The sequence below is a fragment of the Streptomyces aureoversilis genome (genome assembly GCF_042657885.1).
Classification (GTDB): Bacteria; Actinomycetota; Actinomycetes; order Streptomycetales; family Streptomycetaceae; genus Streptomyces; species Streptomyces aureoversilis.
Genome location: NZ_JBHSKJ010000008.1, coordinates 39,241 through 65,700, shown reverse-complemented (window position 1 = coordinate 65,700; position 26,460 = coordinate 39,241). Strand labels below are relative to the sequence as shown.

22 protein-coding genes are annotated in these 26,460 nt (G+C 71.4%); 13 read left to right on the top strand and 9 right to left on the bottom strand.

Translation table 11 applies throughout. The features are described 5' to 3' along the window. The first annotated feature begins 48 nt into the window (after positions 1 to 48). From ACFPP6_RS15700 to ACFPP6_RS15685, 4 genes are all read left to right on the top strand, one after another. A complete protein-coding gene (locus tag ACFPP6_RS15700) occupies positions 49 to 606 on the top strand; it encodes a hypothetical protein (protein WP_382041955.1) in 558 nt (185 codons plus the stop codon). A 4-nt stretch (positions 607 to 610) separates the two neighbouring features. Further along, complete coding sequence (locus ACFPP6_RS15695) at positions 611 to 1,219, top strand: OmpA family protein (protein ID WP_382041952.1); 609 nt, start codon at positions 611 to 613, stop codon at positions 1,217 to 1,219. A gap of 233 nt (positions 1,220 to 1,452) precedes the next feature. Further along, the gene (locus tag ACFPP6_RS15690; protein ID WP_382041949.1) at positions 1,453 to 3,375 is read left to right on the top strand and encodes a hypothetical protein; all 1,923 of its coding nucleotides are present in this window, start codon (positions 1,453 to 1,455) and stop codon (positions 3,373 to 3,375) included. Between the two features lie 52 nt (positions 3,376 to 3,427). Further along, positions 3,428 to 4,003, top strand: a complete 576-nt coding sequence (locus ACFPP6_RS15685; RefSeq protein WP_382041946.1) for a hypothetical protein — start codon at positions 3,428 to 3,430, stop codon at positions 4,001 to 4,003. 18 nt (positions 4,004 to 4,021) lie between these two features. Here the strand turns inward: ACFPP6_RS15685 and ACFPP6_RS15680 are convergent, their stop codons facing one another. Continuing rightward, entirely contained in the window at positions 4,022 to 4,450 is a 429-nt protein-coding gene (locus tag ACFPP6_RS15680; RefSeq protein WP_382041943.1) for a DUF3592 domain-containing protein, read from the bottom strand. Positions 4,451 to 4,579: 129 nt separating this feature from the next. Between ACFPP6_RS15680 and ACFPP6_RS15675 the strand changes: the two genes are divergently transcribed. After that, the gene (locus tag ACFPP6_RS15675) at positions 4,580 to 6,295 is read left to right on the top strand and encodes a chitinase (RefSeq protein ID WP_382041940.1); all 1,716 of its coding nucleotides are present in this window, start codon (positions 4,580 to 4,582) and stop codon (positions 6,293 to 6,295) included. 129 nt (positions 6,296 to 6,424) lie between these two features. On the opposite strand, the gene ACFPP6_RS15670 is transcribed toward ACFPP6_RS15675, so the two are convergent. Beyond that, positions 6,425 to 7,342, bottom strand: a complete 918-nt coding sequence (locus tag ACFPP6_RS15670; RefSeq protein ID WP_382041939.1) for a trypsin-like serine peptidase — start codon at positions 7,340 to 7,342, stop codon at positions 6,425 to 6,427. Between the two features lie 334 nt (positions 7,343 to 7,676). On the opposite strand from ACFPP6_RS15670, the gene ACFPP6_RS15665 reads away from it, so the two are divergent. Then, positions 7,677 to 8,993 (top strand): M14 family metallopeptidase, encoded by a 1,317-nt coding sequence (locus tag ACFPP6_RS15665; protein WP_382041936.1) that lies wholly within the window; start codon positions 7,677 to 7,679, stop codon positions 8,991 to 8,993. A 113-nt stretch (positions 8,994 to 9,106) separates the two neighbouring features. Here the strand turns inward: ACFPP6_RS15665 and ACFPP6_RS15660 are convergent, their stop codons facing one another. From ACFPP6_RS15660 to ACFPP6_RS15645, 4 genes are all read right to left on the bottom strand, one after another. Next, a complete protein-coding gene (locus ACFPP6_RS15660; RefSeq protein WP_382042581.1) occupies positions 9,107 to 10,588 on the bottom strand; it encodes a GntP family permease in 1,482 nt (493 codons plus the stop codon). Positions 10,589 to 10,704: 116 nt separating this feature from the next. Beyond that, entirely contained in the window at positions 10,705 to 11,145 is a 441-nt protein-coding gene (locus tag ACFPP6_RS15655) for a RidA family protein (protein ID WP_382041933.1), read from the bottom strand. 7 nt (positions 11,146 to 11,152) lie between these two features. Then, positions 11,153 to 11,920: an IclR family transcriptional regulator gene (locus ACFPP6_RS15650; RefSeq protein ID WP_382041931.1), complete on the bottom strand. Its 768-nt coding sequence runs from the start codon at positions 11,918 to 11,920 to the stop codon at positions 11,153 to 11,155. Next, complete coding sequence (locus ACFPP6_RS15645; protein WP_382042579.1) at positions 11,917 to 13,185, bottom strand: sugar kinase; 1,269 nt, start codon at positions 13,183 to 13,185, stop codon at positions 11,917 to 11,919. Before ACFPP6_RS15645 ends, ACFPP6_RS15650 begins: the two co-directional genes overlap by 4 nt. 262 nt (positions 13,186 to 13,447) lie before the next feature. Here ACFPP6_RS15645 and ACFPP6_RS15640 point away from each other — a divergent pair, with 262 nt between their 5' ends. The 4 genes from ACFPP6_RS15640 to ACFPP6_RS15625 all read left to right on the top strand — a co-directional run bounded on the left by ACFPP6_RS15640 (position 13,448) and on the right by ACFPP6_RS15625 (position 18,270). Next, on the top strand, positions 13,448 to 14,746 hold the full coding sequence (locus ACFPP6_RS15640; RefSeq protein ID WP_382041929.1) for an amino acid deaminase: 1,299 nt from the start codon (positions 13,448 to 13,450) through the stop codon (positions 14,744 to 14,746). Positions 14,747 to 14,813: 67 nt separating this feature from the next. Beyond that, positions 14,814 to 16,445, top strand: a complete 1,632-nt coding sequence (locus ACFPP6_RS15635; protein ID WP_382041927.1) for an N-acyl-D-amino-acid deacylase family protein — start codon at positions 14,814 to 14,816, stop codon at positions 16,443 to 16,445. Positions 16,446 to 16,521: 76 nt separating this feature from the next. After that, positions 16,522 to 17,733 (top strand): pyridoxal phosphate-dependent aminotransferase, encoded by a 1,212-nt coding sequence (locus ACFPP6_RS15630; protein ID WP_382041924.1) that lies wholly within the window; start codon positions 16,522 to 16,524, stop codon positions 17,731 to 17,733. Between the two features lie 117 nt (positions 17,734 to 17,850). After that, complete coding sequence (locus ACFPP6_RS15625) at positions 17,851 to 18,270, top strand: SCO4983 family protein (protein WP_382041922.1); 420 nt, start codon at positions 17,851 to 17,853, stop codon at positions 18,268 to 18,270. 49 nt (positions 18,271 to 18,319) lie between these two features. On the opposite strand, the gene ACFPP6_RS15620 is transcribed toward ACFPP6_RS15625, so the two are convergent. Next, entirely contained in the window at positions 18,320 to 20,149 is a 1,830-nt protein-coding gene (locus tag ACFPP6_RS15620) for a phosphoenolpyruvate carboxykinase (GTP) (protein ID WP_382041920.1), read from the bottom strand. 265 nt (positions 20,150 to 20,414) lie between these two features. On the opposite strand from ACFPP6_RS15620, the gene trhA reads away from it, so the two are divergent. The 3 genes from trhA (at position 20,415) to ACFPP6_RS15605 (ending at position 23,538) form a co-directional block, all read left to right on the top strand. Then, entirely contained in the window at positions 20,415 to 21,173 is a 759-nt protein-coding gene (gene trhA, locus ACFPP6_RS15615) for a PAQR family membrane homeostasis protein TrhA (RefSeq protein WP_382041918.1), read from the top strand. A gap of 171 nt (positions 21,174 to 21,344) precedes the next feature. After that, positions 21,345 to 22,904, top strand: coding sequence for an MFS transporter (locus ACFPP6_RS15610; RefSeq protein ID WP_382041916.1), 1,560 nt, complete (start codon positions 21,345 to 21,347; stop codon positions 22,902 to 22,904). A gap of 10 nt (positions 22,905 to 22,914) precedes the next feature. Beyond that, positions 22,915 to 23,538 carry a TetR/AcrR family transcriptional regulator gene (locus ACFPP6_RS15605; RefSeq protein ID WP_382041914.1) on the top strand — a complete coding sequence of 208 codons (624 nt, stop codon included), beginning with the start codon at positions 22,915 to 22,917 and terminating at the stop codon, positions 23,536 to 23,538. Positions 23,539 to 23,641: 103 nt separating this feature from the next. On the opposite strand, the gene ACFPP6_RS15600 is transcribed toward ACFPP6_RS15605, so the two are convergent. Next, positions 23,642 to 25,705, bottom strand: a complete 2,064-nt coding sequence (locus ACFPP6_RS15600; RefSeq protein WP_382041911.1) for a thioredoxin domain-containing protein — start codon at positions 25,703 to 25,705, stop codon at positions 23,642 to 23,644. Positions 25,706 to 26,228: 523 nt separating this feature from the next. Continuing rightward, complete coding sequence (locus ACFPP6_RS15595; RefSeq protein WP_382041909.1) at positions 26,229 to 26,456, bottom strand: hypothetical protein; 228 nt, start codon at positions 26,454 to 26,456, stop codon at positions 26,229 to 26,231. Between the last annotated feature and the right edge of the window lie 4 nt (positions 26,457 to 26,460).

The following is a 26,460-nucleotide window of genomic DNA, read 5'->3' as shown; positions in this document are numbered from 1 at the left end:
GTGTGGCAACGTGCCCGGGCACCTCGGACTGTTGCGGGTGCCGCCCTGATGACGGCAATGGCCTTGACGCTGTCCGCCTGCGGCAGTGACGACAAGGAAGAAAAGCCGAAGGCCGATCAGAGCGCCCAGCGAGCCGACCGGGGTGAACAGGACGGCCAGGCCAAGCAGGAGACGCAGCCCAACCGGCCGGACGACACCAAGGTGATCGCCACGCTCAAAGGCCCGAAGGGCATCGTCCTCGACATCACTTCGGTGACACGCAGTTCAGGTGGGTTCGTCACGCTCAACGGCAACCTGAAGAACACGGCGGATGAGAAGTTCTATGACACGCAGGTGTGGTCAGGGACGGAGCTGAACGTGATCCGGGGGGCCGGCGGCAGCTCCTTCGGCGGTGCCACGCTCGTGGACGAGAAGGAGAAGAAGCGCTACTACACGCTGCGGGACACGGAGAACCGGCCGCTGGCCACGACGGGCATTCCCGTCATCGAGGAAAAGTCGGAGCAGAAGGTCTACATGCAGTTCCCGGCGCCCCCGAAGTCCACGACCCAGGTGGCCCTGCAAATCCCGACCTTCCAGTCCGTCGCCCTGACGCTGACGGATGGGTGAGCGCATGAAGAGGCTCCACAGCCGGGGCTCGGTCTGGGTCGTCTCCGTCACCCTCGCGGTCGGCCTGACGGCCGCCGCCGCGCCCGTTGCCCTGGCAGACGAAGTGCCCTCCGCCCCCTCTGCCTTCACCGGAAAGATCGACCCCAAGGACCCCGGCCTCAAGCTGGAGCCGGGCAGGACTCTCGGGCCGCCCAAGGTGCTGGACATCAAGAGCATCGTGGGTGACGAGAGCGGCCAGGAACAGCGGCAGGACACCAACTCCGACGTGAAGTTCCAGCTGCAGGCCGAGGTCCTCTTCGGCAAGGACAGCGCCGACCTCAACCCCGAGGCGAACGAGCGCATCAGGGCCATCGCGGACGAGATCAAGAAGCAGAACGCCCGCCAGGTCCAGGTCTTCGGCTTCACCGACAACCTCGGTACGCACGAGCACGGCATGGAGCTCTCCAAGCAGCGTGCGGACGCGGTGCAGAAGGAGCTCTCCAAGTCGCTCGGCTCCGAGGTGCGCTACGAGATCCGCGGTTACGCCGAGGACGCTCCGGTCGCGTCGAACGACACGGAAGAGGGCCGCAAGCAGAACCGACGCGTGGAGGTCTCCTTCCCGCGCACCAGCTGAGCGCCGCCCACCATAGGTCAGCACTTCTCCCGAATTCCACGTCACGTTGGGCCCCCGGTGGGGCCCCTGGGCCCACGACCAGTTGATCATTTGAGACTAACGTGGGCCCAGGAACGATCACTGACAGAGGGCACGGGGGAATGAGCGGCATAGGCAATGGTTTTGGCTCCCACCAGGCGCACAGCCCGTACAGGACGCCACCCCCACGGGAATCCCATCCTTTCTTCTCGTTGATGCGTTCTTGGGCCGCGGCGCTTGTCGTTCTCCTCGCTGCCGGCTATCTGTTCAATACCGCGCTCCTCGACGACCTCGCCACCGCCGAGCGACTCTCCTCGTTCGGCTGGCGGGTCGGGATCATTTACGTTCCGAATCTGCTGTACGTCACGCTGGCCGTCTGGGCGGCGGCGCGTCTCCTCCCGGAGCCGCACAGGGACTCCCTGCCCCTGTACCTGCTGGCCGCGCTGGGAGTTCCCGTCATCACCTCCACGCGGACCACCGTGGAGGGATGGGACCTCGTCGTCGCCGAAGGCATCGGCATGGCGGCCGCGTCCCTCGTCCTGGGCGGCGCCGCCGGGCTCGTGCTCGGGCGGCTGCGGCGGTCGGGCAGCGGCAGTTCGGACTACCCCTGGAACGACCTGGGCGTGACCGCCACGGAATACATCGGCATGGTCGTGGTCGTCGTGGCGGTGCTGGCCGGACTGCTGGCCACGGGTGCCGGCCGAGCGATCGGTGAGCAGATCAAGGCGAAGCTCTGCAAGGCCATGGGCGGCAGCTGCCCGGCGCCGGCCAAGGATGCAGCGAGCAGCAAGAAGCCCGATTCCTATTTCGAGCCGACGATGTGCAACACCGCCAACACCAGCAGCACGGCGGGCCATGAAGTGAAGCTCGCCTGGTTCAAGTTCGGCAACGAGTACGGCTTCCAGCAGCAGAAGTTCAAGGTCCGTGAGGTGGACGACAAGGGGAACCCCGTCCTGGGCAAGGACGGAAAGCCCGTGTACAAGGACAAGGTCCGGCTCACCTTCAGCGAGGCCGGAAAGGCCGGTGTGGCCTTCTCTCCCAAGTGGGGCGCAAAGGTGGGCAAGCTCGATGAGGACGGCGAATCCGAGGTCGAACTGTCCGCTAGCGTGAAGGTGACGGCGGGCGACACCTGGCAGTTCGACAGCCAGGAGGAAGCGGACAAGTTCCGCGAGAAGCTGGAGGAGCTGGAAAGCGCCAAGGCCGGCATGCAGTACGCCAGGGATACTCCCCTGGCCTCCTATCGCACCGCCGACCGCTACGGGAAGCTGCAGAAGGAAGTCAACAGCCAGATCAACGCCGGGCACCTCTCCTATGGTTCGGTCGGCGTCGAGGGAGCCGGCGAGCTCAAGATGTCCGGGTCGATCAACGACGAGATCACGGGCAAGCTCGGCGGCAAGGTCAAGGTCGCGCCCACCGCGACGATCACCAAGGACGGCATCAACAACACGACGTCCAAGACCTTCGCGTTCAAGGTGGAGGGCGCCGCGACCGGCGAGGCCAGTGCCGGCGGGAGCAAGGCCTCCGCGGAGTACGGAGCCGGCGTCACCGGAGCCCTCACGGTCACCCGTGACAAGGACGGGAAGCTGAAGCGGATCATCATGACCCGCACCGCGGAGACGTCCGGCAAGGGGGGCGGCAAGCAGGAAGTCTCCGACGACGAAAAGGTCCCGGACAAGAACGAGAAGGGCAAGGACAACAAGAACGCGGGTAAGTCCAAGCACAAGGGTTCGGGCAGCGCCTCGGCGAAGGACACCGTGACCGAGGTCGTCACCACCACGGTCGAGCTCAACACCCCGGACAAGCAGAAGACCGCTCAGAATTGGCTGAACGGAAACAGCAAGTACGGCAAGCCCCTTGAGATGCTGCTCTCCGACGAGGCCCCCACGGACCGGCCCGGCGACGACGACAAGTTCGGCCAGCTGATGTTCGACGAGGGCAGGTCCAGCAAGCTCACCTACGACGGCGTGACCGATGCCGCCGAATTCGGCGCCGAGCTCAACCTGGGCGTAGCCTCCTTCGGCTATACGGCGAGCTTCGAAGGCAGCAAGGAGAAGGTCCGCCAGGAGGACGCGGAGTTCCTCGGCGCCCCGCAGGACGGCAAGCGGAGTTATGTGCCGATGACGCTCTGCTCGAAGTAGCGGCTGAGAGCCGCACCCCCGCCGGAAGAGCCAGACAGAGAGTGAGCACTCGATGATCACCACCACCGCACGCCGCGCCACGGCAGCCGCCGCGACCACCGCCCTCCTGGGCGCTCTCGTGGTCGGCTGCGGTAGTGAGAAGAGCGCCGGGGCAGCAGTTCCCGAGGGGTGGCAGACGCTTGACGCGCAGCAGGTCAGCGTCGCCTACCCGAAGGGCTTCAAGGAGCTGGCGAAGGACAGGCTGCCCAAGACGGCCACGGCCGAGGCGGACCTGGTGGAGGGCGGCAAGACCGTCGCCCGCATCGTGGCCCAGGTGAAGTTCATGAAGACCAGCGACCTCGATATGGCCGTGGCGGGCGCGGAGGCGCCGTACGAAATCGGTGGCACACCCAAGGGCAAGGAAGACATCGAGGTCGCCGGGGCCGGCAAGGCAGTGCGCGTCAATCACGAGTTCAAGTCCAGCGGCGAGGACGACTCTCCCCCGCGGGACACGGAAATGACCGCCGTCGACGTCGTCGGCATGGACAAGAACGACAAGCCCTGGGTCGTACGGGTCACCGCACCGAAGGGGAAGCTCTCACCGGATGACCTGGACAAGATCATCGAGTCCATCGAGGTGACGGGCTGACCCCGGCCGCCCTTCCCTCTACTGCTCCGGCCAGACCTTCGCCACGTACAGCCAGAGCAGTACCGCACTCAGCAGGAAGAAGGCACAGCTCAGCAGCACCCCGAAAGCGCTCCCGAGCAGGGGAGAAAGGGTGCGCAGCCCCGTAATGGTCGCCGTCCGCTCCGGGTCGTCCTCCCGGTAGCGGACGGTGACCTTTTTGCCTTCTCGCATGAGCATGGTGGGCTCCTCGAACTCCACCGCCCGGCCGTCGGCGGTGGTGAAGCCGTAGACGTGGTGCATGCGCGTGAAGCCGTCGGCCCCCTCCGTCCCGTAGCTGCGCACGCAGCGGCCTTCCGCGCGCTGTCCGAAGAAGACGGACCTCAGCGCCGTGAGGAATTCGCGCACGCACTTGCAGAGGACCCACGCAGTTCCCGCCACGAAGAGCAGAAGGACAATCAGGGTTGTCATGTCCTCAGCCTAGTAATGGCTGCCGGGACTCTTGACACGGCAAATGGTCTGGACCAGCTTGTACGCCACGGCGGCCGCCGTCCCCCACACCACCCGGATCTGCTCTCCCACTCCCCACCGGAGGCACCAGTGGAGCACTCACGCCTGCCCCGCCACAGACGCCGCACAGCCCGCCTCTGTACCCTCCTGGCCGCGGGCCTCGCACTCGCCGGCCTCCCCGCCCTCGGCGCGGAGCCCGCGCGGGCCGCGGGTGACGGCAACCTCACCAAGAACCCCGGCTTCGAGTCCGGCCTGGCCGGCTGGACGTGTTCCGGCGGCAGCGGTGCCGTCGTCGGCTCGCCCGCGCACACCGGGAGCGGCGCACTCAAGGCCGTTCCGGCCGGGGCGGACAACGCCCGGTGCGCGCAGACCGTCGCGGTGCAGCCCAACGCTTCGTACACATTGAGCGCGTGGGTTCAGGGCTCCTACGTGTACCTCGGCGCGAGCGGGACCGGCGCCACCGACGTTTCGACGTGGACGCCGTCCGCCGGTTCCTGGCAGCAGCTCTCCACCTCCTTCACCACAGGCCCCGGCACCACCTCCGTCACCGTCTACACCCATGGGTGGTACGGACAGGCCGCCTATTTCGCCGACGACATCACCCTCACGGGGCCCGGCGGAAGCGAGCCCGGCGAGCCGGTGCCGGGTGCTCCGGGCGGGCTCGAGGCCGGGGCCGTGACCGCCTCCTCCGTGGCCTTGTCCTGGGACGCGGTCGCCGGGGCCACGGGGTACAACGTCTACCGCGACGGCTCCAAGGTCGCCTCGGCCGAGGGGACTTCGGCGACGGTCGGCGGGCTCGCGGCCTCCACCTCGTACCGGTTCCAGGTCACCGCCACCAACGCGGCGGGCGAGTCGCCGAAGTCGGGCGAGGTGACCGCCACGACGAGCCCGGGCGGCGGTGATCCGGGGCCCGGACCAGGGCCCTCCCTGCCCAAGCACGCCGTCACCGGCTACTGGCAGAACTTCAGCAACGGCGCCACCGTCCAGAAGATCAGTGACGTGCAGAGCCAGTACGACATCATCGCCGTCGCCTTCGCCGACGCGACGGCGACGCCGGGCGCGGTCGACTTCCGCCTCGATCCCGCCCTGAACTACTCCGAAGCACAGTTCAAGGCCGACATCGCCGCCAAGCAGGCGGCCGGCAAGCGCGTCATCATCTCCATCGGCGGCGAGCGGGGTACGGTCACCGTCAACGACGCCGCCTCCGCCGCCCGTTTCGCCGACAGCGTCCACGCCCTGATGCAGAAGTACGGATTCGACGGCGTCGACATCGACCTCGAGAACGGCCTCAACCCGACCTACATGACGCAGGCCCTGCGCGCGCTCTCGGCGAAGGCGGGCAGCAAGCTCGTCATCACCATGGCGCCTCAGACGATCGACATGCAGTCGACGTCGGCGGGCTACTTCCGCACGGCCCTCAACATCAAGGACATCCTGACCGTCGTCAACATGCAGTACTACAACAGCGGTTCCATGAACGGCTGCGACGGGAAGGTGTACGCGCAGGGGTCCGTCGACTTCCTCACCGCGCTCGCCTGCATCCAGCTCGAAGGCGGCCTCGACCCCTCGCAGGTCGGCCTGGGCCTGCCCGCCTCCCCGCGCGCGGCGGGCGGCGGCTACGTGTCCCCGTCCGTCGTCAACAACGCCCTGGACTGCCTGGCGAAGGGCACGGGGTGCGGTGCGTTCAAGCCGTCGAGGACGTACCCCGGGATCCGCGGGGCGATGACGTGGTCGACGAACTGGGACGCGGCGGCCGGCAACGCCTGGTCCGGCGCGGTGGGGCCGCACGTCCACGGGCTGCCGTAGGCCGCCCTGCCGGCGCTCCCGCGCAGCCCCTGCTGCCGGGCGGGGGCCCTGCTGCCGGGCGGGCCCGCAGGCTCGCCCGGCAGCAGAGAGGAGGGGTATCAGCGACTACCGGCTACCGGCTACCGGCCATCAGGGCTTCGGCAGCGCGCAGCCCGGCAGGCTCAGATCCACCTTGTTCCCGGCCTTGACGCACTTGGCGATGCCGTACGTCTCCTGGGCGTAGTTGATGCCCTTCCGCACGGTGACCTGCCCGTTCTCGTCGACCTCGCACGGGTTGTTCATCGTGCAGCGCTCGCCGCTCTCGTTGCCCGTGTTGTTGATGGCGACGACCTTCCCGGTGTTGGCGTCGATCACCGGCGAGCCGGACGTGCCGCCTATCGTGTTGCACGACGGGGTGTAGCGGAGCGAGTCCTTCCAGGTCCAGTCGCTCTCGCGCAGGCGGTGGACGAAGCCGTCGACGTTGCAGGTGTAGATCCGCTTCCAGAAGCCGGAGACGACCTTGATCGGCGTACCGCTCACCGGGTGGTCCGCCGACAGGCCGAGCGCGTTGATCCCGTAGCGCTGCTTGATCTGGGCATATGTTGTGTTCAGCTCGTACAGCGTGACGTCCGTGTCGGTCATCGTGGCGTACGAGATCTTGGTCGCGCGCAGCGTTGCGACCTTGTTCGCGCTGGAGTCGAGCAGGCTGAACGTGCGGGTGGACGGCTTGTCGGTGACGACGACCCCCGGGCCCGGCATGCCGGTCTCCAGGCAGTGTCCGTTGGTCATGACGAGGCCGGGGTCGTTGTCGGACGAGCTCGGCAGGCGGATCAGGGAGCCGGAGCAGTTGCTGAGCGCCACGGTGCCGGCGAAGTCGACCGCCTTGGGCGTGCCCTTGGCGTACGCGTCAGCGTCAGCGTACGTGTTCGCTGACGCCTTCGCGGCCTCAGCCGTAGCCGTGACCACTCCCCCGTCCGGGGAGACGGCTGTGGCGGTTCCGGCGCCGGCCATGGTCGCTCCGGCGAGGAGGAGGGTGGTGGTGAGCGCGCCGACGAGAGGTCTTCTCATGGGGGGTGGTTCCTCTCTGAGACGGATCCGGGCCGCCCGGGCCGGATCCGGGCCGAAGTTCCGTTCGGTTTTGACGTGTGCATTGTTGGTGCCCCTGAGGGCGCGCGCAATCAACCGGTCGCAAGTGAAAGGGAAGTTGGCCTGAATCTCCCGTTCGGACGCGTTGACCAGTTCATGTCATCCTCCGACACTGACCACGCGCCCCCGGGCACTACCCGCACCCTACGCACACCCCGCACAACCCGCACGCCATGCACCATCCGCGGGCGACGTACCCCCGCGGGCCCCGCACACCCCCCACCCGTCGCACTACCGGAACCCCCCAGGAGACCGCATGCGACCCCGCTCGCACGGCAGATGGGCCACCGCCCTCGCCGCCGTGCTCACCCTGGCCCTGGCCGTCCCCGCCGCCTCGCGGGACACGGAGGAGAAGACCACCGAGGGGAGGTCCCGGGCGTACGAGGTCACCGGCCCTCGTACCGCCGCCCAGCGCACCGCCGTGGCCGCGACCGGCGCCGCCATCGACGCCGTGCGGCACGGCTCGGTCGTGATCACCGCGGACGCCGCCCAGGCCGAGCGCATCCGCCGGATGGGCTACAAGGTCAGCCGGCTGCCCGGGCCGCCGGACCGCACGGAGGGCCGCTCCCCCGAGCCGTACGACTTCCCGCCCGCCGACGCCGGGTACCACAACTACCGGGAGGCGATGGCGGAGATCGACGCCGGTGTCGCCAAGTACCCGTCGATCATGAGCAAGAAAGTCATCGGCAAGTCGTACGAGGGCCGCGACATCGTCGCCGTCAAGATCAGCGACAACGTGGCCGCCGACGAGGACGAGCCCGAGGTCCTCTTCACCGCGCACCAGCACGCGCGCGAGCACCTCACCGTCGAGATGGCCCTCTACCTGCTCAAGGAGTTCGGCTCCAAGTACGGCAGCGACCCGCGGATCACCAAGGCGGTCGACGGCCGCGAGATCTGGGTCGTGCCCGACGTCAACCCCGACGGCGGCGAATACGACATCGCCACCGGCTCGTACCGCAGCTGGCGCAAGAACCGCCAGCCCAACGCCGGGTCCGGCAGCAGCGGCACCGACCTCAACCGCAACTGGAACTTCAAGTGGGGCTGCTGCAACGGCTCCTCCGGCAGCACCGGCTCCGAGACCTACCGCGGCTCGGCCCCCGAGTCCGCGCCCGAGGTGAAGGTCGTCGCCGACTTCGCGCGCAGCCGGATCGTCGGCGGCAAGCAGCAGATCAAGGCCGGGATCGACTTCCACACGTACAGCGAGCTGGTGCTGTGGCCGTTCGGCTACACGTACAACGACACCGGCCCCGGCATGACCCAGGACGAGCACGACGTCTACGCGACCCTCGGCAAGTCCATGGCCGCCAGCAACGGCTACACGCCCGAGCAGTCCAGCGACCTCTACATCACCGACGGGACGATCGACGACTGGCTCTGGGGCGACCAGCGGATCTTCTCGTACACCTTCGAGATGTATCCGAACGAGAGCGGGGCGGGCGGCGGCTTCTACCCGCCCGACGAGGTCATCGCCCGCGAGACCGCGCGCAACCGCGACGCGGTGCTGCAGCTGCTGGAGGCGTCGGACTGCATGTACCGGGTGATCGGCAAGGAGGCGCAGTACTGCAAGCAGTAGCCGCCGCGCGAGCGGCCCCGCCGGGCCGGAGAGGCCCGCGGGGCCGCGTCACGGGAACACCGGTCACGGGAACACCGGCTCACAGGACCACGGGGGGCACCGGGGGGACAGGGTCACGGGATCACGACGCTCAGTGCCCCCGCCACCGCGAACCCCGCCACCGACAGCACCGACTCCAGTACCGTCCACGACTTCAGCGTCTCCCGCTCCGGTATGCCGAAGTACTTGGCGACCATCCAGAAGCCGCCGTCGTTGACGTGCGAGGCGAAGATCGAGCCCGCCGAGATCGCCACGATGACCAGCGCCAGGTGGGCCTGGGAGGAGGAAGAGGAGGCGCTGCCGGAGAGCAGCGGGGCGACGATGCCCGCCGTCGTCACGATCGCGACAGTCGCCGAGCCCTGCGCCACCCGTAGGACGACCGCGAGCAGCCAGGCCAGGACGATGACCGGCAGCCCCGCGCCGTCGAACGTGCCGGCCAGGGCCTGGGCCACCCCGCTGCCCTTGAGGACCGCGCCGAAGATCCCGCCCGCGCCGACGACGAGCAGGATGTTGCCGACCGGCTTCAGGGACGCGGTCGAGACGGCCTCCAGCGACGCGCGGGACCAGCCGCGCCGCAGGCCCAGCAGCCAGTACGCCAGGAGCAGGGCGATGGTCAGCGCCACGAAGGGGTGGCCGAAGAACTCCACCACCGAGCGGGCCGTGCTCGGGGCGAAGGCCACGGAGGAGAACGTTGCGAGGAGGATGAGGAGCAGGGGCGTGCCGATGACGGCGAGCAGGGTGCCGAGCGCGACCGGCTTCTCCGGTGCGGCCCGTCCCTCCGGCGCGGCGGCCCGTTCCCCGGGTTCCCCGGCCTCCCCGGGTTTCCCGGGCACAGGGCTCTGCGCGGTCACCGCCCGCTTCGCCTCCTCCGCCGCCTCGGCCATGTCGGCCGGTACGGGGACGAAGACGCGGCGGCCGATCCACGCCGCGTACCCCCACGCCGCCAGGACCGCCGGCACGCCCGCCGCGGCGCCCATGAGGATCACCCAGCCGAGGTCCACGTGCAGCAGCCCGGCCGCGGCCACCGGGCCCGGGTGCGGCGGCAGGAAGGCGTGGGTCATGGAGAGCCCGGCCAGCAGCGGCAGCGCGTACAGCAGAATCGATTTCCCGCTGCGCCTCGCGGCCGCGTACACGATCGGCGCGAGGACGAAGATGCCCACGTCGAAGAAGACCGGGATGCCGAAGAGCACCCCGGTCACCCCCATCGCGAGGGGCGCGCGCCGCTCGCCGAAGAGGGCGAGCAGCCGCGCGGAGAGGGCCTCCGCGCCGCCGGAGACCTCCAGGACCGAGCCCAGCATCGTGCCGAGCCCGATGATGACGGCGATGTGACCGAGGGTGCCGCCCATGCCCGCCTCGACGAGCGGGACGGCGCCGGACTTCTGGACCGTGCCGAAGAGTTCCGTCACGGACAGCCCTGCACCGAGGCCGACGGCGACCGAGACGGCCAGCAGGGCCACGAACGGCTGCAGCCTGACCTTGATGATCAGGAGCAGGAGCAGGGCGATGCCGAGGGCGGCGACGGTCAGCAGACCGGCGGTGCCGGGCACGAGGGCCAGGAGCCCTCCCGTGCGGCCCTCGGCCGCGTACGTGACGGACGTGACCGATGCAGCGGGCGTAACGGCTGTGGCGGACGTGACGGACACGACGAGCACCCCCGGCCCCGGTACGGCCGTCAGCCGAGGACGGCGAGCGCGTCGATCTCGATGAGCAGGCCGGCGGGGAGGCCGACGTAGACGGTCGTACGGGCCGCGGGGACGGACTTCAGGTCGGCGAAGTACTCGTTGTAGATCGCGTTCATCTCCGCGAAGTGGGCGGTGTCCGTGAGGTAGATCCGCATCATGATCACGTCCTCCCAGGTCGCGCCGCCCTCCTCCAGGACCGCCTTGACGTTGGCGAGGGTCTGCAGGGTCTGCTCGCGCAGGGTGTCCCCGGCGGGTGTCGGAGGCTGTCCCTCCACCGCCGGCAGGAAGCCCACCTGCCCGGCGACCTGCAGGATGTTGCCCTTCCTCACCCCGTGCGAGAACTTCGCGGGCGGAGTGGTGTGGGTGGCCGGCGTGATGGCGGTCTTCTCGGCCTTCTCGGTCTTCTCGGTCTTCTCGGTCTTCTCGGTCATGGCGTGACTACTTCCTGACGGGTGGCGGTGGCGGTGTGGTTCCGGAGTACTCCGCACTGATGGCTTCCGCGGTGCGGCGCAGCAGCGGGAGGAGTTCGAGGAGCTCGCCCGTGCCGACGACGACGTTGGGCGCGGAGATCGAGCACGCGGCGACGACGCGCCCGTCGGTGCCGCGGACCGGCGCGCCGACGCAGTTGATGGACTCCTCGTGGCCGCCGAAGTCGGTGGCCCAGCCCTGCTCGCGCACGGTCGCGAGCTCCTTGAGGAAGGCGGCGGCGTCCGGCGTCGAACGGGCCGTGTAGGCGGGGTAGTCGAGGCGTTCGGCGACGGCGCGGCGCTCGGGCTCGGGCAGGTCGGCGAGGAGCAGCTTGGCGACGGCGGCGACGGTGATCGCGACGGGCTTGCCGATGCGCGAGTACATCCGTACGGGGTAGCGGCTCTCGACCTTGTCGATGTAGAGGACCTCACCGTCCTCGTACACGGCGAGGTGCACGGTGTGCCCGCACCGCTCGTTGAGCGCGACGAGGTGCGGATGGGCGATCTCGCGGACGTCGAGGTTCTCGGCGGCCTGCTGGGCGAGGGCGAACAGGCGGGTGCCGAGGCGGTAGCGCTGGTCCTGCTGCCGGTAGACCATGCCGTGCTCGTGGAGGGTGCGCAGCAGGCGCAGCGCGGTCGACTTGTGGACGTCGAGGCGCGCCGCCACCTGCTCCAGGTTGGCCGGGCCCTCGGCGAGCAGCGGCAGGATCCGCAGGGCGCGGTCGACGGTCTGGCTCATGTGCGTTCCTTCGCGGCGGCGGGCCCGGGGCCGGGCCCGGTGCCCCCGGCGGATTCCGGGGCTTCAGTGGGCTCAGTGGGTTCGGTGGGTTCAGTGGCTTCGGTGGGCTCAGTGGGCTCAGTGGGCTCAGTGGGTTCGGTGAGTACGGTCGTTCGGGCCGGGCCCGCCACCTGGTACGCGGTCGCGTTCTCCGTCCAGCCCGGGCCGAGGCGCAGCCTTCCCCACTCCTCGGCGCCGAGGGCCGCGAGCCGGTCGGCGAGGTCGCGCCGGGGCGGGGCGGCGAGGTCGCCGGGGGAGGTCAGCGCGGCGGCGGCCATGAGGTGGCCGTGCCGCAGCCGCCCCTCGACGGTCAGCCCGCGCAGCGTGCCGGAGAGGAAACCGGCGGCGAAGGCGTCCCCGGCGCCGACGGGCGCGACGACGTCGACGGAGAGGGCGGGGACGAAGACGACTGCGTCGGCGTCGGCCTCGGGAGCGCCCACGGCCCCGCGTACGTACGCCGTCGCCCCCGCGGCCCCGTGTTTGACGACGAGTACCCGCGGCTCGGGCAGCGCGGCCCGTATCGCCGCGGCGCCGCGGACGCCCCAGGCCGCCTCCGCCTCGTCCTCGCCGACGAAGACGAGGTCGCACCGGCGAGCGAGGTCGGCCAGGACGGCGGGTCCGTCGGGGGATTCGGACCTGTCAAGAGCGCCAGGCCCGTCGAGGGCGCCAGGCCCGTCATGGGCGCCAGGCCCGTCGAGGGCGTCCCGCCACAACGCCACGCGGTGGTTCACGTCGAAGGAGACGAGGGGCCGGCCGGGGCGGTGCTCGGTGAGGTCGCGCACGAGGGCGAGGCAGCCGGCGGAGAGCGCTGCGGTGATGCCGGTGAGGTGCAGGATGCGGCCGGACCACGCGGTCGCGCGGCCGACGAGGGCCGGCGACATGGCGGAGGCGGCGGATCCGGCGCGGTAGTAGAGGACTTCGGAGAGAGGGGCGGAGGAGGGCCCGGGAACCCCCACGCCCCGCTCCCCCGCCGTGCGGAAGTACACGCCCGTAGGCCGCCCGGCATCCCGCCGGACCGCCGAGACGTCCACGCCGTACGCGGCGATCGCCGCCACCAGGTGGTCGCCGAAGGCGTCCGCGCCGACCCGGCTCACCCACTTCGCCCGGTGCCCGGCGGCGGCCAGCGCGCAGGCGACGTTGGACTCGGCTCCCCCGATGCCGCGGTCGAAGGACGCGACGCCGGCGAGGGGGCCCGGCTCCGGCCGCGCGGGGCGGAAGGCGACCATCGACTCGCCGAGGCACACGACGTCGGCTGCGGTCACGGTCGGCCACGCTCCTCGGTCCGGTTGTGTACGCGTCCTGTCACGGTCGCTCTCAGGGCGCGAGATGACCGTTGACCCCGTACTTGGCGGGATGTTAGACAGCAGCCAGCGCCCTACGCAATGGGCATTGCACAGTGCGCAACAGAACCCGACACACGATGTACGTACGCACGACGCGGTCCACACGACGCAGTCACGACGTACACACGACTCCCCGGGAGGCTCCATGGCCACCGCCGACGCGACCGACGCCACCACCGACGCCGTCGCCCGCCTCGCGGACACCCGCGTCGACCACCGCTTCAAGGGCCTGCCCCCGGACGCCGAGGGCCTGACCGTCGGCGCGCTGGCCGCCGAGCGCCGCTCGCTGTTCACGGGCGGCTTCACCACGCCCGTGCTCGCCCTCTCGGCGGAGGCGCTCGACCACAACCTCGCCCTCATGGAGCGCTGGTCCACCGGCCACGGTCTGGCCTTCGCCCCGCACGGCAAGACGACCATGGCTCCGCAGCTGCTGGAGCGTCAGATCGAGCACGGCGCCTGGGGGATCACCGCCGCCACGGTCTCCCAGGTCCGCGTCTACCGCGCCTTCGGCATACGCCGCGTCTTCCTCGCCAACGAGGTCGTTGACGCCGCCGCCCTGCGCTGGCTGGCCGCCGAGCTGGACGCCGACCCGGAGTTCCGCCTCTTCACCTACGTCGACTCCGTGCGCGGCGTCGAGCTGATGGACGCCGCGCTCCGCGAGGCCGGGGCCTCCCGCCCCCTCGACGTCGTCGTCGAGCTGGGCGCCGCCGGCGGCCGCACGGGCGCCCGCACCGAGGCCGAGTGCACGACCGTGGCCGACGCGGTGGCCTCCGTGAACACCCTGCGGCTGGCCGGGGTCGGCGGGTACGAGGCGGAGATCCCGGGTGCCGACGGCGAGCTCGTCCGCGCGTGGCTGCGCCGGCTGACCGGGCTGGCCGTCGAGTTCGACAAGGCGGGCCGGTTCGCCGGCGTGGAAGAGGTGGTCGTCAGCGCGGGCGGCAGCGCGTGGTTCGACGCGGTCGCCGAGGTCTTCGCGGAGCTGCCGGCGCTGTCGGCGCCCGTGCTGAAGCTGCTGCGGTCGGGGGCGTACATCACCCACGACGACGTCGCGTACCGGAAGAAGACCCCCTTCAACCGGCACCCGGAGGAGGGCGAACTCCGTCCCGCCTTCCGCCTCTGGGCCCAGGTCGTCTCCCGCCCGGAGCCGGGCCGCGCCTACCTCAACGCGGGCAAGCGCGACGTCCCCTACGACCTGGACCTGCCGGTGGTACGGGCGGTGCGCTCGGCACGGGACGGCTCGGTGCGGGGCGGCGAGGGCATGACGGTCATCGGGCTGGCCGACCAGCACGCGTTCGTGGAACTGGCGGCGGACGTGGAGCTGGAGGTCGGGGACTGGGTGGGGCTGGGCCTGTCGCACCCGTGCACGGTCTTCGACAAGTGGCAGCTGATCCCGCTCGCCACGGAGAACGGCACGGTCACGGACTACGTCCGTACGTTCTTCTAGTCCCCGGGCCCGCCCCCGGCCGACCGAGCCCCCACCGACTGCCGACTGCTCGCGAAGGGACCCGCTCATGGACACCGTCTTCCGCAACGTGCGCGTCATCGACGGGTCCGGCGGGCCCTCCTACCGGGCCGACGTCGGGCTGGCCGGTGGGCGGATCGCCGAGATCCGGCGGCCGGGCGAGGGGCCCCGCCCAAGCGCCCGTCGCGTCGTCGACGCGACGGGCCTCGCCCTCTCCCCCGGCTTCATCGACATGCACGCCCACAGCGACCTGGCCCTCCTCCGCGACCCCGCCCACGAGGCGAAGGCCGCGCAGGGGGTGACCTTGGAGGTCATCGGCCAGGACGGGCTGTCGTACGCGCCCGTCGACGACCGTACGCTCGCCGGGGTCCGTGCCCAGATCACCGGCTGGAACGGCGACGGTTCGGACGTCGACTTCTCCTGGCGCACCGTCGGCGAGTACCTGGACCGCCTCGACCGCGGCTTCGCCGGCGACGGCCCGGGCGAGGGCATCGCCGTCAACGCCGCCTACCTCCTCCCCCAGGGGACCGTCCGCGCGCTCGCCGTCGGCTGGGAGGACCGGCCTGCCACGGTCGCCGAGCTCGGCCGCATGAAACGGCTCGTCGCCGAGGGGCTGGAGCAGGGCGCGGTCGGGCTGTCGTCCGGGCTGACGTACACGCCCGGCATGTACGCGACCGACGCCGAGCTGACGGAGCTCTGCCGCGTCGTCGCCTCGTACGGCGGCTACTACTGCCCGCACCACCGCTCGTACGGCGCGGGCGCCCTCGCCGCGTACGAGGAGATGATCGCCCTCAGCCGGACCGCCGGCTGCGCCCTGCACCTGGCCCACGCCACCATGAACTTCGGGGTGAACGAGGGCCGCGCCCCCGAGCTGCTGGCCCTGCTCGACTCCGCGCTCGCCGCGGGCGCGGACATCTCGCTCGACACCTACCCCTACACCCCCGGCTGCACCACGCTCGTCGCGATGCTGCCGAGCTGGGCGGGCGCGGGCGGCCCGGAGGCGGTGCTGGCGCGTCTGCGCGACGACGCGACGGCCGGGCGCATCCGGTACGCGATGGAGGTGGAGGGCGCGGACGGCTGCCACGGGGTGCCCATCGACTGGGAGGCGATCGAGATCTCGGGCGTCTCCGACCCGGCCCTCGCCGCGGCGCACGTGGGAAGGACGGTGGCAGGGGCCGCCCGCGAGCGCGGCGAGGAGCCGTGGACGACCGCGCGCCGGCTGCTGGTCGCGGACCGGCTGGGGCCGACGATCCTGCAGCACGTGGGCCACGAGGAGAACGTCCGCACGATCATGCGGCACCGCGTGCACACCGGCGGCAGCGACGGCATCCTGCACGGCGCCAAGCCGCATCCGCGCGCGTACGGCACGTTTCCGCACTACCTGGGCCGGTACGCGCGGGAGCTCGGCGTGTTCTCCCTGGAGGAGTGCGTGGCGCATCTCACGTCGCGTCCCGCGGCGCGTCTGAGGCTGCCCGACCGGGGTCTCGTGCGCGTCGGGCACCGTGCCGATCTCGTCCTCTTCGATCCGGAGACGGTGGCCGCCGGTGCCACTTTCGAAGCCCCTCGGACCCTTCCGACCGGCATTCCTTATGTCCTGATTGCGGGACGCTTTGTGATGGAAGACGGGCGGCGGACGGACGTCCTGGCCGGCCGGGCCGTCCGGCGCACCGCGGCGGCGTGATCAGCCGCTTCGCGGCGGCACGGGCGGACCGGCAAACGGCGAGCACGCCGTCCGGAGCCCCCGTATGGTGGCCGTCATGCAGGTGATCCAGTCAACGAAGCTCGCCAACGTCTGCTACGAAATCCGTGGCCCGGTGCTCGAGGAGGCCATGCGGCTGGAGGCGGCAGGTCACCGCATCCTCAAGCTGAACACCGGCAACCCCGCGATCTTCGGGTTCGAGTGCCCGCCGGAGATTCTTGAGGACATGCTGCGCAACGTGGGCGACGCCCACGGCTACGGCGACGCGAAGGGCCTGCTGTCGGCCCGCCGCGCGGTCGTGCAGCACTACGAGACCAAGGGCATCGAGCTGTCCGTCGAGGACGTCTACCTCGGCAACGGCGTCTCGGAGCTGATCCAGATGTCGATGCAGGCCCTGCTCGACGACGGCGACGAGGTCCTCGTACCCGCCCCGGACTACCCGCTGTGGACGGCCTCGGTCTCTCTGGCCGGCGGCACCGCCGTGCACTACCGCTGCGACGAGCAGTCGGACTGGATGCCGGACCTGGCGGACATCGAGCGCAAGATCACCGACCGCACCAAGGCCCTCGTCATCATCAACCCGAACAACCCCACGGGTGCGGTCTACGACGACGAGATGCTGCGCGGCCTCACCGAGATCGCCCGCCGCCACAACCTGATCGTCTGCTCGGACGAGATCTACGACAAGATCCTCTACGACGGCGTCACCCACACCCCCACCGCGGCCATCGCCCCGGACCTGCTGACGCTCACCTTCAACGGCCTCTCCAAGGCCTACCGGGTGGCCGGCTACCGCAGCGGCTGGATGGCGGTCTGCGGCCCCAAGGCCCACGCCGAGAGCTACATCGAGGGTCTGACGATCCTGGCGAACATGCGTCTGTGCGCCAACATGCCCGCCCAGTACGCGGTGGCCACGGCCCTCGGCGGCCGGCAGACGATCAACGACCTGGTGCTGCCCGGCGGCCGGCTGCTGGAGCAGCGCGACGTCGCGCACGAGCTGCTGACGCAGATCCCGGGCGTGACGTGCGTGAAGCCGAAGGGCGCGCTGTACGCCTTCCCGCGGCTGGACCCCAAGGTCTACAAGATCAAGGACGACCGGCAGATGGTGCTGGACCTGCTCCGCGCCGAGAAGATCATGGTCGTGCACGGCACGGGCTTCAACTGGCCGGAGCCGGACCACTTCCGCCTGGTCACGCTGCCGAGCGCCAAGGACCTGGCGGACGCGGTGACGCGGATCGGGAACTTCCTGGACGGTTACGGGCAGCCGTAGCAGCCGTAGCCGGTCGGCGGCCGTAGCCGGTCGGCGGGCCGGTTATCTATAGAGAAGACAACTTTAGACGCCGTCTAAGTTAGGATGGCCTTCTGAGGCATTCCCAGGAGGCCATCCATGTACGAGCCGATCCGGACGCAATCGGTCCACAGCCTGGCCGCACAGCGCTGGAGCAAGCGCGTCCTGCACCGTTCCCGCGAGGAGGAGCTGGACATCCGGCTCGCGGGGCATCTCACCGCGCTGCTGACCGTGACCGACGAGCTGCGCGCCCTCACGCCGTCCGGCACGCTGGACGACGCCGCCGACCGTCTCGCCGACGGCATCACCCGCATGAGCGGCACCACCCCGCTCCGGGCGGCCCCGTCGGCGGACCGCCCCACCCCCGCCCGCGTCACCGCCCTCCACCAGCGCGCCCACCAGCTGGCAGGCCAGGCCCTGGTCGTCGCCACATCGGCCGGCGACGCGGCGGGCCAGGCCCTCGCGGCCGAGCGCCTGCGCGCGCACGCGACGGCGCTCGGCATCCCCGAAGAGGCGTAGTGACGCCCGCCCCGGGAGCCGGGGCGGGCGTCACGCGCGGCCCGGACCGTCAGCCCAGGCGCCGGACCAGCGCCCGGTACTCGTCCCACAGCTCCTTCGGCGTGTGGTCGCCGAAGGTGTTCAGGTGCTCGGGGATCAGCGCGGCCTCCTCGCGCCAGACCTCCTCGTCCACCGTGAGCAGCAGGTCGAGGTCCTCGTCGGAGATCCGCAGGCCCGCGGTGTCGAGCGCCTCGCGGGTCGGCAGGACGCCGATGGGGGTCTCGACGCCTTCGGCGCGGCCGTCGAGGCGGTCGACGATCCACTTCAGGACGCGGCTGTTGTCACCGAAGCCGGGCCACACGAACCGGCCGTCGGCGTCCTTGCGGAACCAGTTGACGTAGTAGATCTTCGGCAGCTTGGACTGGTCCTTGCCCTTGCCGACGTTGACCCAGTGGCCCATGTAGTCGCCCATGTTGTAGCCGCAGAAGGGCAGCATGGCGAAGGGGTCGCGGCGCAGCTCGCCGACCTTGCCCTCGGCGGCCGCGGTCTTCTCGGAGGCGACGTTGGCGCCGAGGAAGACGCCGTGCTGCCAGTCGAAGGACTCGGTCACCAGCGGGACGGCGGAGGCGCGGCGGCCGCCGAAGAGGATCGCGGAGATCGGCACGCCCTTGGGGTCCTCCCACTCGGGCGCGATGATCGGACACTGCGAGGCGGGGACGGTGAAGCGGGCGTTGGGGTGGGCGGCCGGGGTGGCCGAGGCCGGGGTCCAGTCGTTGCCCTTCCAGTCCGTCAGGTGGGCGGGCTGCTCCTCGGTCATGCCCTCCCACCACACGTCGCCGTCGTCGGTGAGGGCGACGTTGGTGAAGACGGAGTTGCCCCAGAGGGTCTTCATGGCGTTGGCGTTGGTGTGCTCGCCGGTGCCGGGGGCGACGCCGAAGAAGCCGGCCTCGGGGTTGATGGCGTAGAGGCGGCCGTCCTCGCCGAAGCGCATCCAGGCGATGTCGTCGCCGATGGTCTCGACGGTCCAGCCGGAGACCGTGGGCTCCAGCATGGCGAGGTTGGTCTTGCCGCAGGCGGACGGGAAGGCCGCGGCGACGTACTTGGACTCGCCCTGGGGCGGGGTGAGCTTGAGGATGAGCATGTGCTCGGCGAGCCAGCCCTCGTCGCGGGCCATCACGGACGCGATGCGCAGGGCGTAGCACTTCTTGCCCAGCAGGGCGTTGCCGCCGTAGCCGGAGCCGTAGGACCAGATCTCGCGGTCCTCGGGGAAGTGCGAGATGTACTTGGTGGTGTTGCACGGCCACGGGACGTCGGCCTCGCCCTCGGCGAGCGGTGCGCCGAGGGTGTGGACGGCCTTGACGAAGAAGCCGTCGGTGCCGAGCTCGTCGAGGACGGCCTGGCCCATCCGGGTCATGGTGCGCATGGAGACGGCGACGTAGGCCGAGTCGGTGATCTCGACGCCGATCGCGGACAGCGGGGAGCCGACCGGGCCCATGCAGAAGGGCACGACGTACATCGTGCGGCCGCGCATGGAGCCGCGGAAGATGCCGCCCTGGTCGTCCTTGCCCCGGAAGATCTCCCGCATCTCGGCGGGGGCCTTCCAGTGGTTGGTCGGGCCGGCGTCCTCCTCCTTCTCGGAGCAGATGAACGTGCGGTCCTCGACGCGCGCCACGTCACTGGGGTCGGAGGCGGCGTAGTACGAGTTGGGGCGCTTGACCGGGTCGAGCTTCCTGAAGGTGCCCTTGCGGACGAGCTCCTCGCACAGGCGCTCGTACTCCGCCTCGGAACCGTCGCACCAGACCACGCGGTCCGGCTGGGTGAGGGCGGCGATCTCGTCGACCCAGGAGATCAGCTCCTGGTGCTGGGTGGGGGTGGTGGGAGCCGCATCACTGCGCGCCACGATCGCTCCGTCCCGCCGGAATCCACACTGGCCGGCGTAGATGTTGAGGGTTTACGGACTCGCCCGTTTCGCCCGCGAAGTCCGCTTCTTTGGATGGATGCCCCTTGGGGGCTGCGACCCAGACGCTTCGTGACTGCTCATCCGGTGCCGCCCGCACTCATTTGATCATCCGACTCCGCCGACATTCTGTCCAGGGGGCGCCCCCGTGACCATCGCCACGCGATACTGATCCGTAACTTACGGTGGCGTAGGTAGCATGTCGGCCATGACTCCCGCGCCCGACGCAGCGCCTTCCGCGCTCCCCGCGCCCGCCGGCGCCGCGGCCGCAGCAGCCCTCCCCGCCGGGGCCGCACCCTCCGCCGCCGCCCTGCCCGCCGACCCGCCGGTCCCCGCGAAGCCGCGCCTGCGCGGCTGGCTGCACGCGGGTATGTTCCCCGCCGTGCTGATCGCCGGCGTCTTCCTGACCGCCCTCGCCGACAGCACGCGCGGCCGGATCGCGTGCGCCGTCTACGTCCTGACCGCGGGGTCGCTGTTCGGCATCAGCGCCCTCTACCACCGGGGCGACTGGAGCCCGCGCGCCAATGCGGTCCTGCGCCGCCTCGACCATGCGAACATTTTTCTGATCATCGCCGGTACGTACACCCCGCTGACGATGCTGCTGATCCCCGGCGGCCGCGGACAGGTGCTGCTGTGGGCCGTCTGGGCGGCCGCCGCGGCGGGCATAGCCTTCCGCGTCTTCTGGGTCGGCGCCCCGCGCTGGCTCTACACCCCCTGCTACATCGCGATGGGCTGGGCCGCGGTCTTCTTCCTCCCCGACTTCCTGCGCAAGGGCGGCATCGCCGTCCTCGTCCTGGTGGTCGTCGGCGGGCTGCTCTACAGCGCCGGCGGCGTGATCTACGGGATCAAGCGGCCGAATCCCTCGCCCCGCTGGTTCGGCTTCCACGAGGTCTTCCACTCGCTCACGCTGGCGGCGTTCATCGTGCACTACGTCGGCATCTCCCTGGTGGCCTACACCCACGCCTGAGCCTGCCACCCCCTTCCCGCCTTCGCAGGACGGCCGCGACCGCAGAGGTCGCGGCCGTTTTTTCATGCCCGGACCCCCTCTCCCCCCCCGCCCGAACCTCCCTCGGATTGACAGTGTCAATCTTTTGAGAGTTACTGTCATTTGACTCCAACCCTCTCCCGGAGGTGTGTCATGAGCACCCGTCCCGATCCCCGCCGGTGGTGGGCCCTCGGCGCCCTGGTCGCCTGCATGCTCGTCCTCGGCTTCGACGGCACGATCCTGAACGTGGCCCTGCCGGAGATGGCGGCGCAGCTGGGCGCCGACAGCGCCGAACAGACCTGGATCGCCGACTCCTACCTGATCGTCTTCGCCGCCCTGATGCTCCCCGCGGGCCTGCTCGGCGACCGCTTCGGCCGCCGCCGGATGCTCCTGACGGGCCTCGGGATCTTCCTCGCCGGATCGCTCTTCGGCGCGTTCGTCACCAGCCCCGGGCTCGTCGTCGCCGCCCGCGTGGTCCTGGGTGCGGGCGGGGCGCTGATCATGCCGCTCGCCCTGTCCGTGCTGCCGTCGCTCTTCCCCGCCGAGGAGCGCTCCCGGGCGCTGGGCGCCGTCTCGTCCGCCTCCGCGCTCGGCCTGCCGCTCGGCCCGATCGTCGGCGGCTGGCTGCTGGACCACTTCTGGTGGGGGTCGGTCTTCCTCGTCAACGTCCCGCTCGTGGCCCTCGGCATCGCCGCGTGCCTCTTCCTGCTCCCCGAGACCAGGGACCCCGCGTCCCCGAAGGTGGACCTCCGCTCCACCGCCCTGACCGTCACCGGCCTGGCCGCCCTCGTCACCGGCGTCAACGAGGGCCCGGCGCGCGGCTGGTCCTCGCCCCTCGTGCTCGGCGCGCTCGCCGCGGCCGTCCTCCTGCTGGCCGCCCTGGTGCTGCGCGAGCGCCGCTCGGCCCGGCCCGTGCTGGACGTGACCCTGCTGCGCAACCGGGCGTTCCGCTGGAACACCCTGGCCGCGGCCCTGGTGACCTTCGCCCTCACCGGCCTGCTGTTCGTCGTTCCCCAGTACCTGCAGGCCGTCCGGGGCGAGGACGCCTTCGGCACCGGGCTGCGGATGCTGCCGATGATGGGCGGGCTGCTGGTGGCCTCGCGCGCCGCCGGGCCCCTCGCCAAGCGCTTCGGCTCCCGCGTCGTCATCCCCGGCGCCCTGCTCGTGCTCGCCGCCGCCGCGCTGACCGGCAGCCGTACGGAGGCCGGCGACGGCTACGGCTTCACCGCGCTGTGGCTGACGCTCGCGGGCTTCGGGTTCGGCTTCGGGATCCTGCCGGCCATGGACGGCGCGCTCGGCGCCCTGCCCCGGGACCGGGCAGGCAGCGGCTCCGGACTGCTGATGACGCTGCGTCAGGTCGCGGGGGCCGTCGGCGTCGCGGTGCTCGGCAGCCTCATCGCCGGCGCGTTCGCCGCCCGCCTCGACACCGGGGGCCTGCCGCCGGCCGCGGCGAGCGCCGCGGGCGACTCCGTGGTGGCCGCGCACCAGGTGGCCGCGCGGCTCGGGGACGCGGCACTCGCCCGGTCGGCGGACGCCGCCTTCGTCCACGGCATGGACCTCGCCCTGCTGGCCTGCGGCATCGCGGCCATCGCCGCCGCGGCCCTCACCGCGGCCTTCCTGCCCGGCAAGCCGGCCGGGGCCGGGGCGGCGCGGCCGGCGGCGGCGCCGCCCGCGGAGGTCCGGGAAGTGGTTCCGCGGAAGGCCGATGCCTGAGAATGCAGGCATGGCCTCCGCAGAAACACCTTCCGTCGCACAGGCCGGGCCCCGGCTCGGACTGCGCGAGCGGAAGAAGATCCAGACCCGTCAGGCGATCCGCCGCGCCGCCTACCGGCTCTTCGAGCAGCAGGGCTACGACGCGACGCCGGTCGACCGGATCGCGGAAGCCGCCGACGTCTCCCCCAGCACCGTCTTCCGGTACTTCCCCACCAAGGAGGACATCGTCCTCACGGACGAGTACGACCCGGTGCTGGAGGCCGCGATCCGGGCCCGCCCGGCGGAGGAGACCCCGGTCGAGGCCATCCGGCAGGGCGTCACCGACTCGATGCAGCGCATCATCGACCACGACCTGACCGAGCTCCGCCAGCGCACCCGGCTCATGCGCGAGGTGCCCGCCCTGCGCGCCCGGGCCGCCGAGGGCATGACGGATTCGGCGCGCATGCTCTGCACCGTCCTGGCCGAGCGCACCGGGCGCCCGGCCGACGACATCGAGCTGCGCATCGTCGTCAGCGCGGTCTTCGCCGCGATGAACGAGGCCCTCATGTGCTGGGTCGAGCAGGGCCAGACGGGTGACCTCATCGCGCTCATCGGGCAGACGCTGGACGTCCTGGCGCGGGGCCTGACGCTCTGACGCCCGCTGCCTGACGACCGCTGCCTGACACCCGCTGCCTGACGACCGCGTCCCGAAGCCCACCGCCTGAGGCCCCGGCCGCCCGGTCCGCCCGGCCCCGGGCTCAGCGCAGGCTCTCCGCCAGCACCTCCGGATCCGTCGTCGGCGCGTCACAGGTGAACCCGCGGCACACGTACGCCACCGCACGCCCGTCGGCCAGCGGCCGGTGCGCGAGCAGCGGCACCTCGACCGCGGCCGGCTCGTCCGCCGGCGGGGGCCCGCCCACGGCGACGGCCAGGCCGGGGGCCGTGGCCAGCAGGGCGGTGCGGTGCAGCACCGCGGTGGCCGGGTCGTCGGGCAGGCCCACGACGGCGACCTCGCGGGGCCCGTCGAGCAGGGCCTCGGCCACCGCAAGGCCCCAGCTGATGAAGCGCGGCGCCCGCGGGCCCAGCGCCCGGACGACGCCGAGCGCCCGCTCGGCGGCCTCGCGGTGGGTGTTGCTGCCGGTGTACGCGGCGTAGGTCAGCAGCGCTCCGCAGGCGGCGGTCCAGCCGGAGGGCGTGGCGTTGTCCATGGGGTCCTGCGGACGGCGGATGAGCGCCTCGGCGTCGTCGGCGGTGTCGAAGAGCGCGCCGTCCGCGCCGGTGAAGCGGGTGAGGACCGTGTCCAGGAGCAGGCCCGCGAAGTCCACCCAGACGCCCTCGCCGGTGACGGCGCTCAGCGCGAGGAAGCCCTCGGCGACGTCGCCGTAGTCCTCCAGGACGCCCGCGTGGGCGCCGGCCGTGCCGTCCAGGGAGGTGCGGAAGAGCCGGGCGTGCCAGTCCATGTGCGTACGGACCAGCAGGTCGGCGGCGTCGGTGGCGGCCTGGACGAGGTCCGGCCGGTCGAAGTAGGCGCCCGTCTCGGCCAGCGCGGCGATGGCGAGCCCGTTCCAGGCGGCCACGACCTTGTCGTCGCGGCCGGGCCGGGGGCGCTGCTCGCGCGCCGCGAGGAGCCTGCGGCGCACCGAGTCCAGCTTGCCGGCGTCCAGGAGGCGCTCGGAGTCGGGCAGCTGGAGGACGGAGGCGCCCTCCTCGAACGTGCCCTCCTCGGTGACGCCGAAGTGCGCCGCCGCGAGCAGGGCGTCCTCCTCGCCGAGCACGTCGCGCAGCTGCTGCGGCGTCCACACGTAGTAGGCGCCCTCGGCGTACCGCCCGGTGCCGTCGTCGCTGTCCGCGTCCAGTGCCGAGGCGAAGCCTCCCTGGTCGGTGCGCATCTCGCGGACCAGGAAGTCGGCGGTCTCCAGGGCGACGCGGCGGGCGAGCTCCGAGCCTGTGGCGCGCCACAGGTGCGCGTAGACGCGGCAGAGCAGGGCGTTGTCGTAGAGCATCTTCTCGAAGTGCGGGACCACCCACTCCGCGTCGACGGAGTAGCGGGCGAAACCGCCGCCCAGCTGGTCGTAGATGCCGCCCCGGGCCATCGCCTCGCAGGTGGCCTGCACCATCTCCAGGGCGCCCTCGGAGCCCGTACGGGCGTGGTGGCGCAGCAGGAACTCCAGCGTCATGGACGGCGGGAACTTCGGCGCCCCGCCGAACCCGCCGCGCACCGCGTCGAAGTCACGGGTGAGCGCCAGCAGCGCGGCGTGCGCGTCCTCGGCGGACGGCGGCTGCGGCGGGGCGCCCTTCTCCCCCGCGACGCCCAGGGCGAGCGTGCGCTCGGACAGCTCCCGCACGATGCGGCCGGCGACCTGGCCGACCTCCTCGCGGCGGTCGCGCCACGCCGCCCGCACGCCCTCCAGGACCTGCTGGAAGCCCGGCATGCCGTGCCGGGGGGCGGGCGGGAAGTAGGTGCCGAAGTAGAACGGCTCGGCCTCGGGCGTGAGGAAGACCGTCATCGGCCAGCCGCCCTGGCCCGTGGCGGCCTGGACGGCCTCCATGTACACCGCGTCGATGTCCGGCCGTTCCTCGCGGTCGACCTTGACGGAGACGAAGTGCTCGTTGAGGAGGGCCGCGGTGGCGTCGTCCTCGAAGGACTCGTGTGCCATCACGTGACACCAGTGGCAGCTCGAATAGCCGACGCTCAGCAGCACCGGCACGTTCCGCCGCCGCGCCTCGGCGAAGGCCTCGGCCGACCACGGCCACCAGTCGACCGGGTTGCCGGCGTGCTGGAGGAGATAGGGGGACGTCTCGTGCGCCAGTCGATTGGGCATACGCCCATCCTTGCGCACGGGGTTCCCTGCGGGGCGCCGGTGGGCCCGTGTCCGTCGCCGGGCCACGGCCCCGGAGACGCCGCACACCACGGGCCACCGTCGCCCGGCACCGCCGGAACACCCCGCCGTGGCTGATCACCGCCGCGACGGAAAGATCCTCCGCCGCAACGGCGAAACGCCCAACGACGGCCACCGGCGGTGCCGAACCCACCCCGGGCATGCCGGGGCGCACCGACGGCCCAGGCCGCTCCGGCACCGCCGGAAAGCAGGTACGTGGCTGATCACCACCGCGGCGGGACATCTCCTCCGCCGCAACGGCGAGATATCCAACGGCGGCTGTCGGCGGTGCCAGGCCCACCCCGGCACACCGACGGCCGGAGGCCGGTCCGGCGTCGCCGGAACGCGTCCACGTAGCTGATCACCGCCGCGGCGGGAAGGGTTTCCGCCGCGACGGCGGCCACCGGCGGGGCCGAAGCCCACCCCGGCCACGGGGTGCCCGCTCCGCCCGCGGGGCGAACCGCGGTCAGGCCCGCCGGCCCTCGCCGGAGGCGACCGGTGCCGCGCCGGCGGCGTCCGGCTCCTCGGCGAAGTCCACTCGCTTCATGTGCTTGTTCATGCTCTTCATCAGGAACCACACCGCCACGCCGATGACGGCGAAGACGATGAAGCCGAGGACACCGGGGGTGACCTTGTTCTTGTCGAGTTCTTCGGCGAGCGGCACCAGCTGGGTGGCGGCGAGGGAGCTCATCATGGGG

Excerpts from the sequence above, each read along its gene's own strand:
- ACFPP6_RS15700 (WP_382041955.1), top strand. The coding sequence starts at position 49 with ATGACGGCAATGGCCTTGACGCTGTCCGCCTGCGGCAGTGACGACAAG.
- ACFPP6_RS15695 (WP_382041952.1), top strand. The coding sequence starts at position 611 with ATGAAGAGGCTCCACAGCCGGGGCTCGGTCTGGGTCGTCTCCGTCACC.
- ACFPP6_RS15690 (WP_382041949.1), top strand. The coding sequence starts at position 1,453 with ATGCGTTCTTGGGCCGCGGCGCTTGTCGTTCTCCTCGCTGCCGGCTAT.
- ACFPP6_RS15685 (WP_382041946.1), top strand. The coding sequence starts at position 3,428 with ATGATCACCACCACCGCACGCCGCGCCACGGCAGCCGCCGCGACCACC.
- ACFPP6_RS15680 (WP_382041943.1), bottom strand. The coding sequence starts at position 4,450 with ATGACAACCCTGATTGTCCTTCTGCTCTTCGTGGCGGGAACTGCGTGG.
- ACFPP6_RS15670 (WP_382041939.1), bottom strand. The coding sequence starts at position 7,342 with ATGAGAAGACCTCTCGTCGGCGCGCTCACCACCACCCTCCTCCTCGCC.
- ACFPP6_RS15665 (WP_382041936.1), top strand. The coding sequence starts at position 7,677 with ATGCGACCCCGCTCGCACGGCAGATGGGCCACCGCCCTCGCCGCCGTG.
- ACFPP6_RS15655 (WP_382041933.1), bottom strand. The coding sequence starts at position 11,145 with ATGACCGAGAAGACCGAGAAGACCGAGAAGACCGAGAAGGCCGAGAAG.
- ACFPP6_RS15650 (WP_382041931.1), bottom strand. The coding sequence starts at position 11,920 with ATGAGCCAGACCGTCGACCGCGCCCTGCGGATCCTGCCGCTGCTCGCC.
- ACFPP6_RS15645 (WP_382042579.1), bottom strand. The coding sequence starts at position 13,185 with ATGGTCGCCTTCCGCCCCGCGCGGCCGGAGCCGGGCCCCCTCGCCGGC.
- ACFPP6_RS15640 (WP_382041929.1), top strand. The coding sequence starts at position 13,448 with ATGGCCACCGCCGACGCGACCGACGCCACCACCGACGCCGTCGCCCGC.
- ACFPP6_RS15635 (WP_382041927.1), top strand. The coding sequence starts at position 14,814 with ATGGACACCGTCTTCCGCAACGTGCGCGTCATCGACGGGTCCGGCGGG.
- ACFPP6_RS15630 (WP_382041924.1), top strand. The coding sequence starts at position 16,522 with ATGCAGGTGATCCAGTCAACGAAGCTCGCCAACGTCTGCTACGAAATC.
- ACFPP6_RS15625 (WP_382041922.1), top strand. The coding sequence starts at position 17,851 with ATGTACGAGCCGATCCGGACGCAATCGGTCCACAGCCTGGCCGCACAG.
- trhA (WP_382041918.1), top strand. The coding sequence starts at position 20,415 with ATGACTCCCGCGCCCGACGCAGCGCCTTCCGCGCTCCCCGCGCCCGCC.
- ACFPP6_RS15610 (WP_382041916.1), top strand. The coding sequence starts at position 21,345 with ATGAGCACCCGTCCCGATCCCCGCCGGTGGTGGGCCCTCGGCGCCCTG.
- ACFPP6_RS15605 (WP_382041914.1), top strand. The coding sequence starts at position 22,915 with ATGGCCTCCGCAGAAACACCTTCCGTCGCACAGGCCGGGCCCCGGCTC.
- ACFPP6_RS15600 (WP_382041911.1), bottom strand. The coding sequence starts at position 25,705 with ATGCCCAATCGACTGGCGCACGAGACGTCCCCCTATCTCCTCCAGCAC.
- ACFPP6_RS15595 (WP_382041909.1), bottom strand. The coding sequence starts at position 26,456 with ATGATGAGCTCCCTCGCCGCCACCCAGCTGGTGCCGCTCGCCGAAGAA.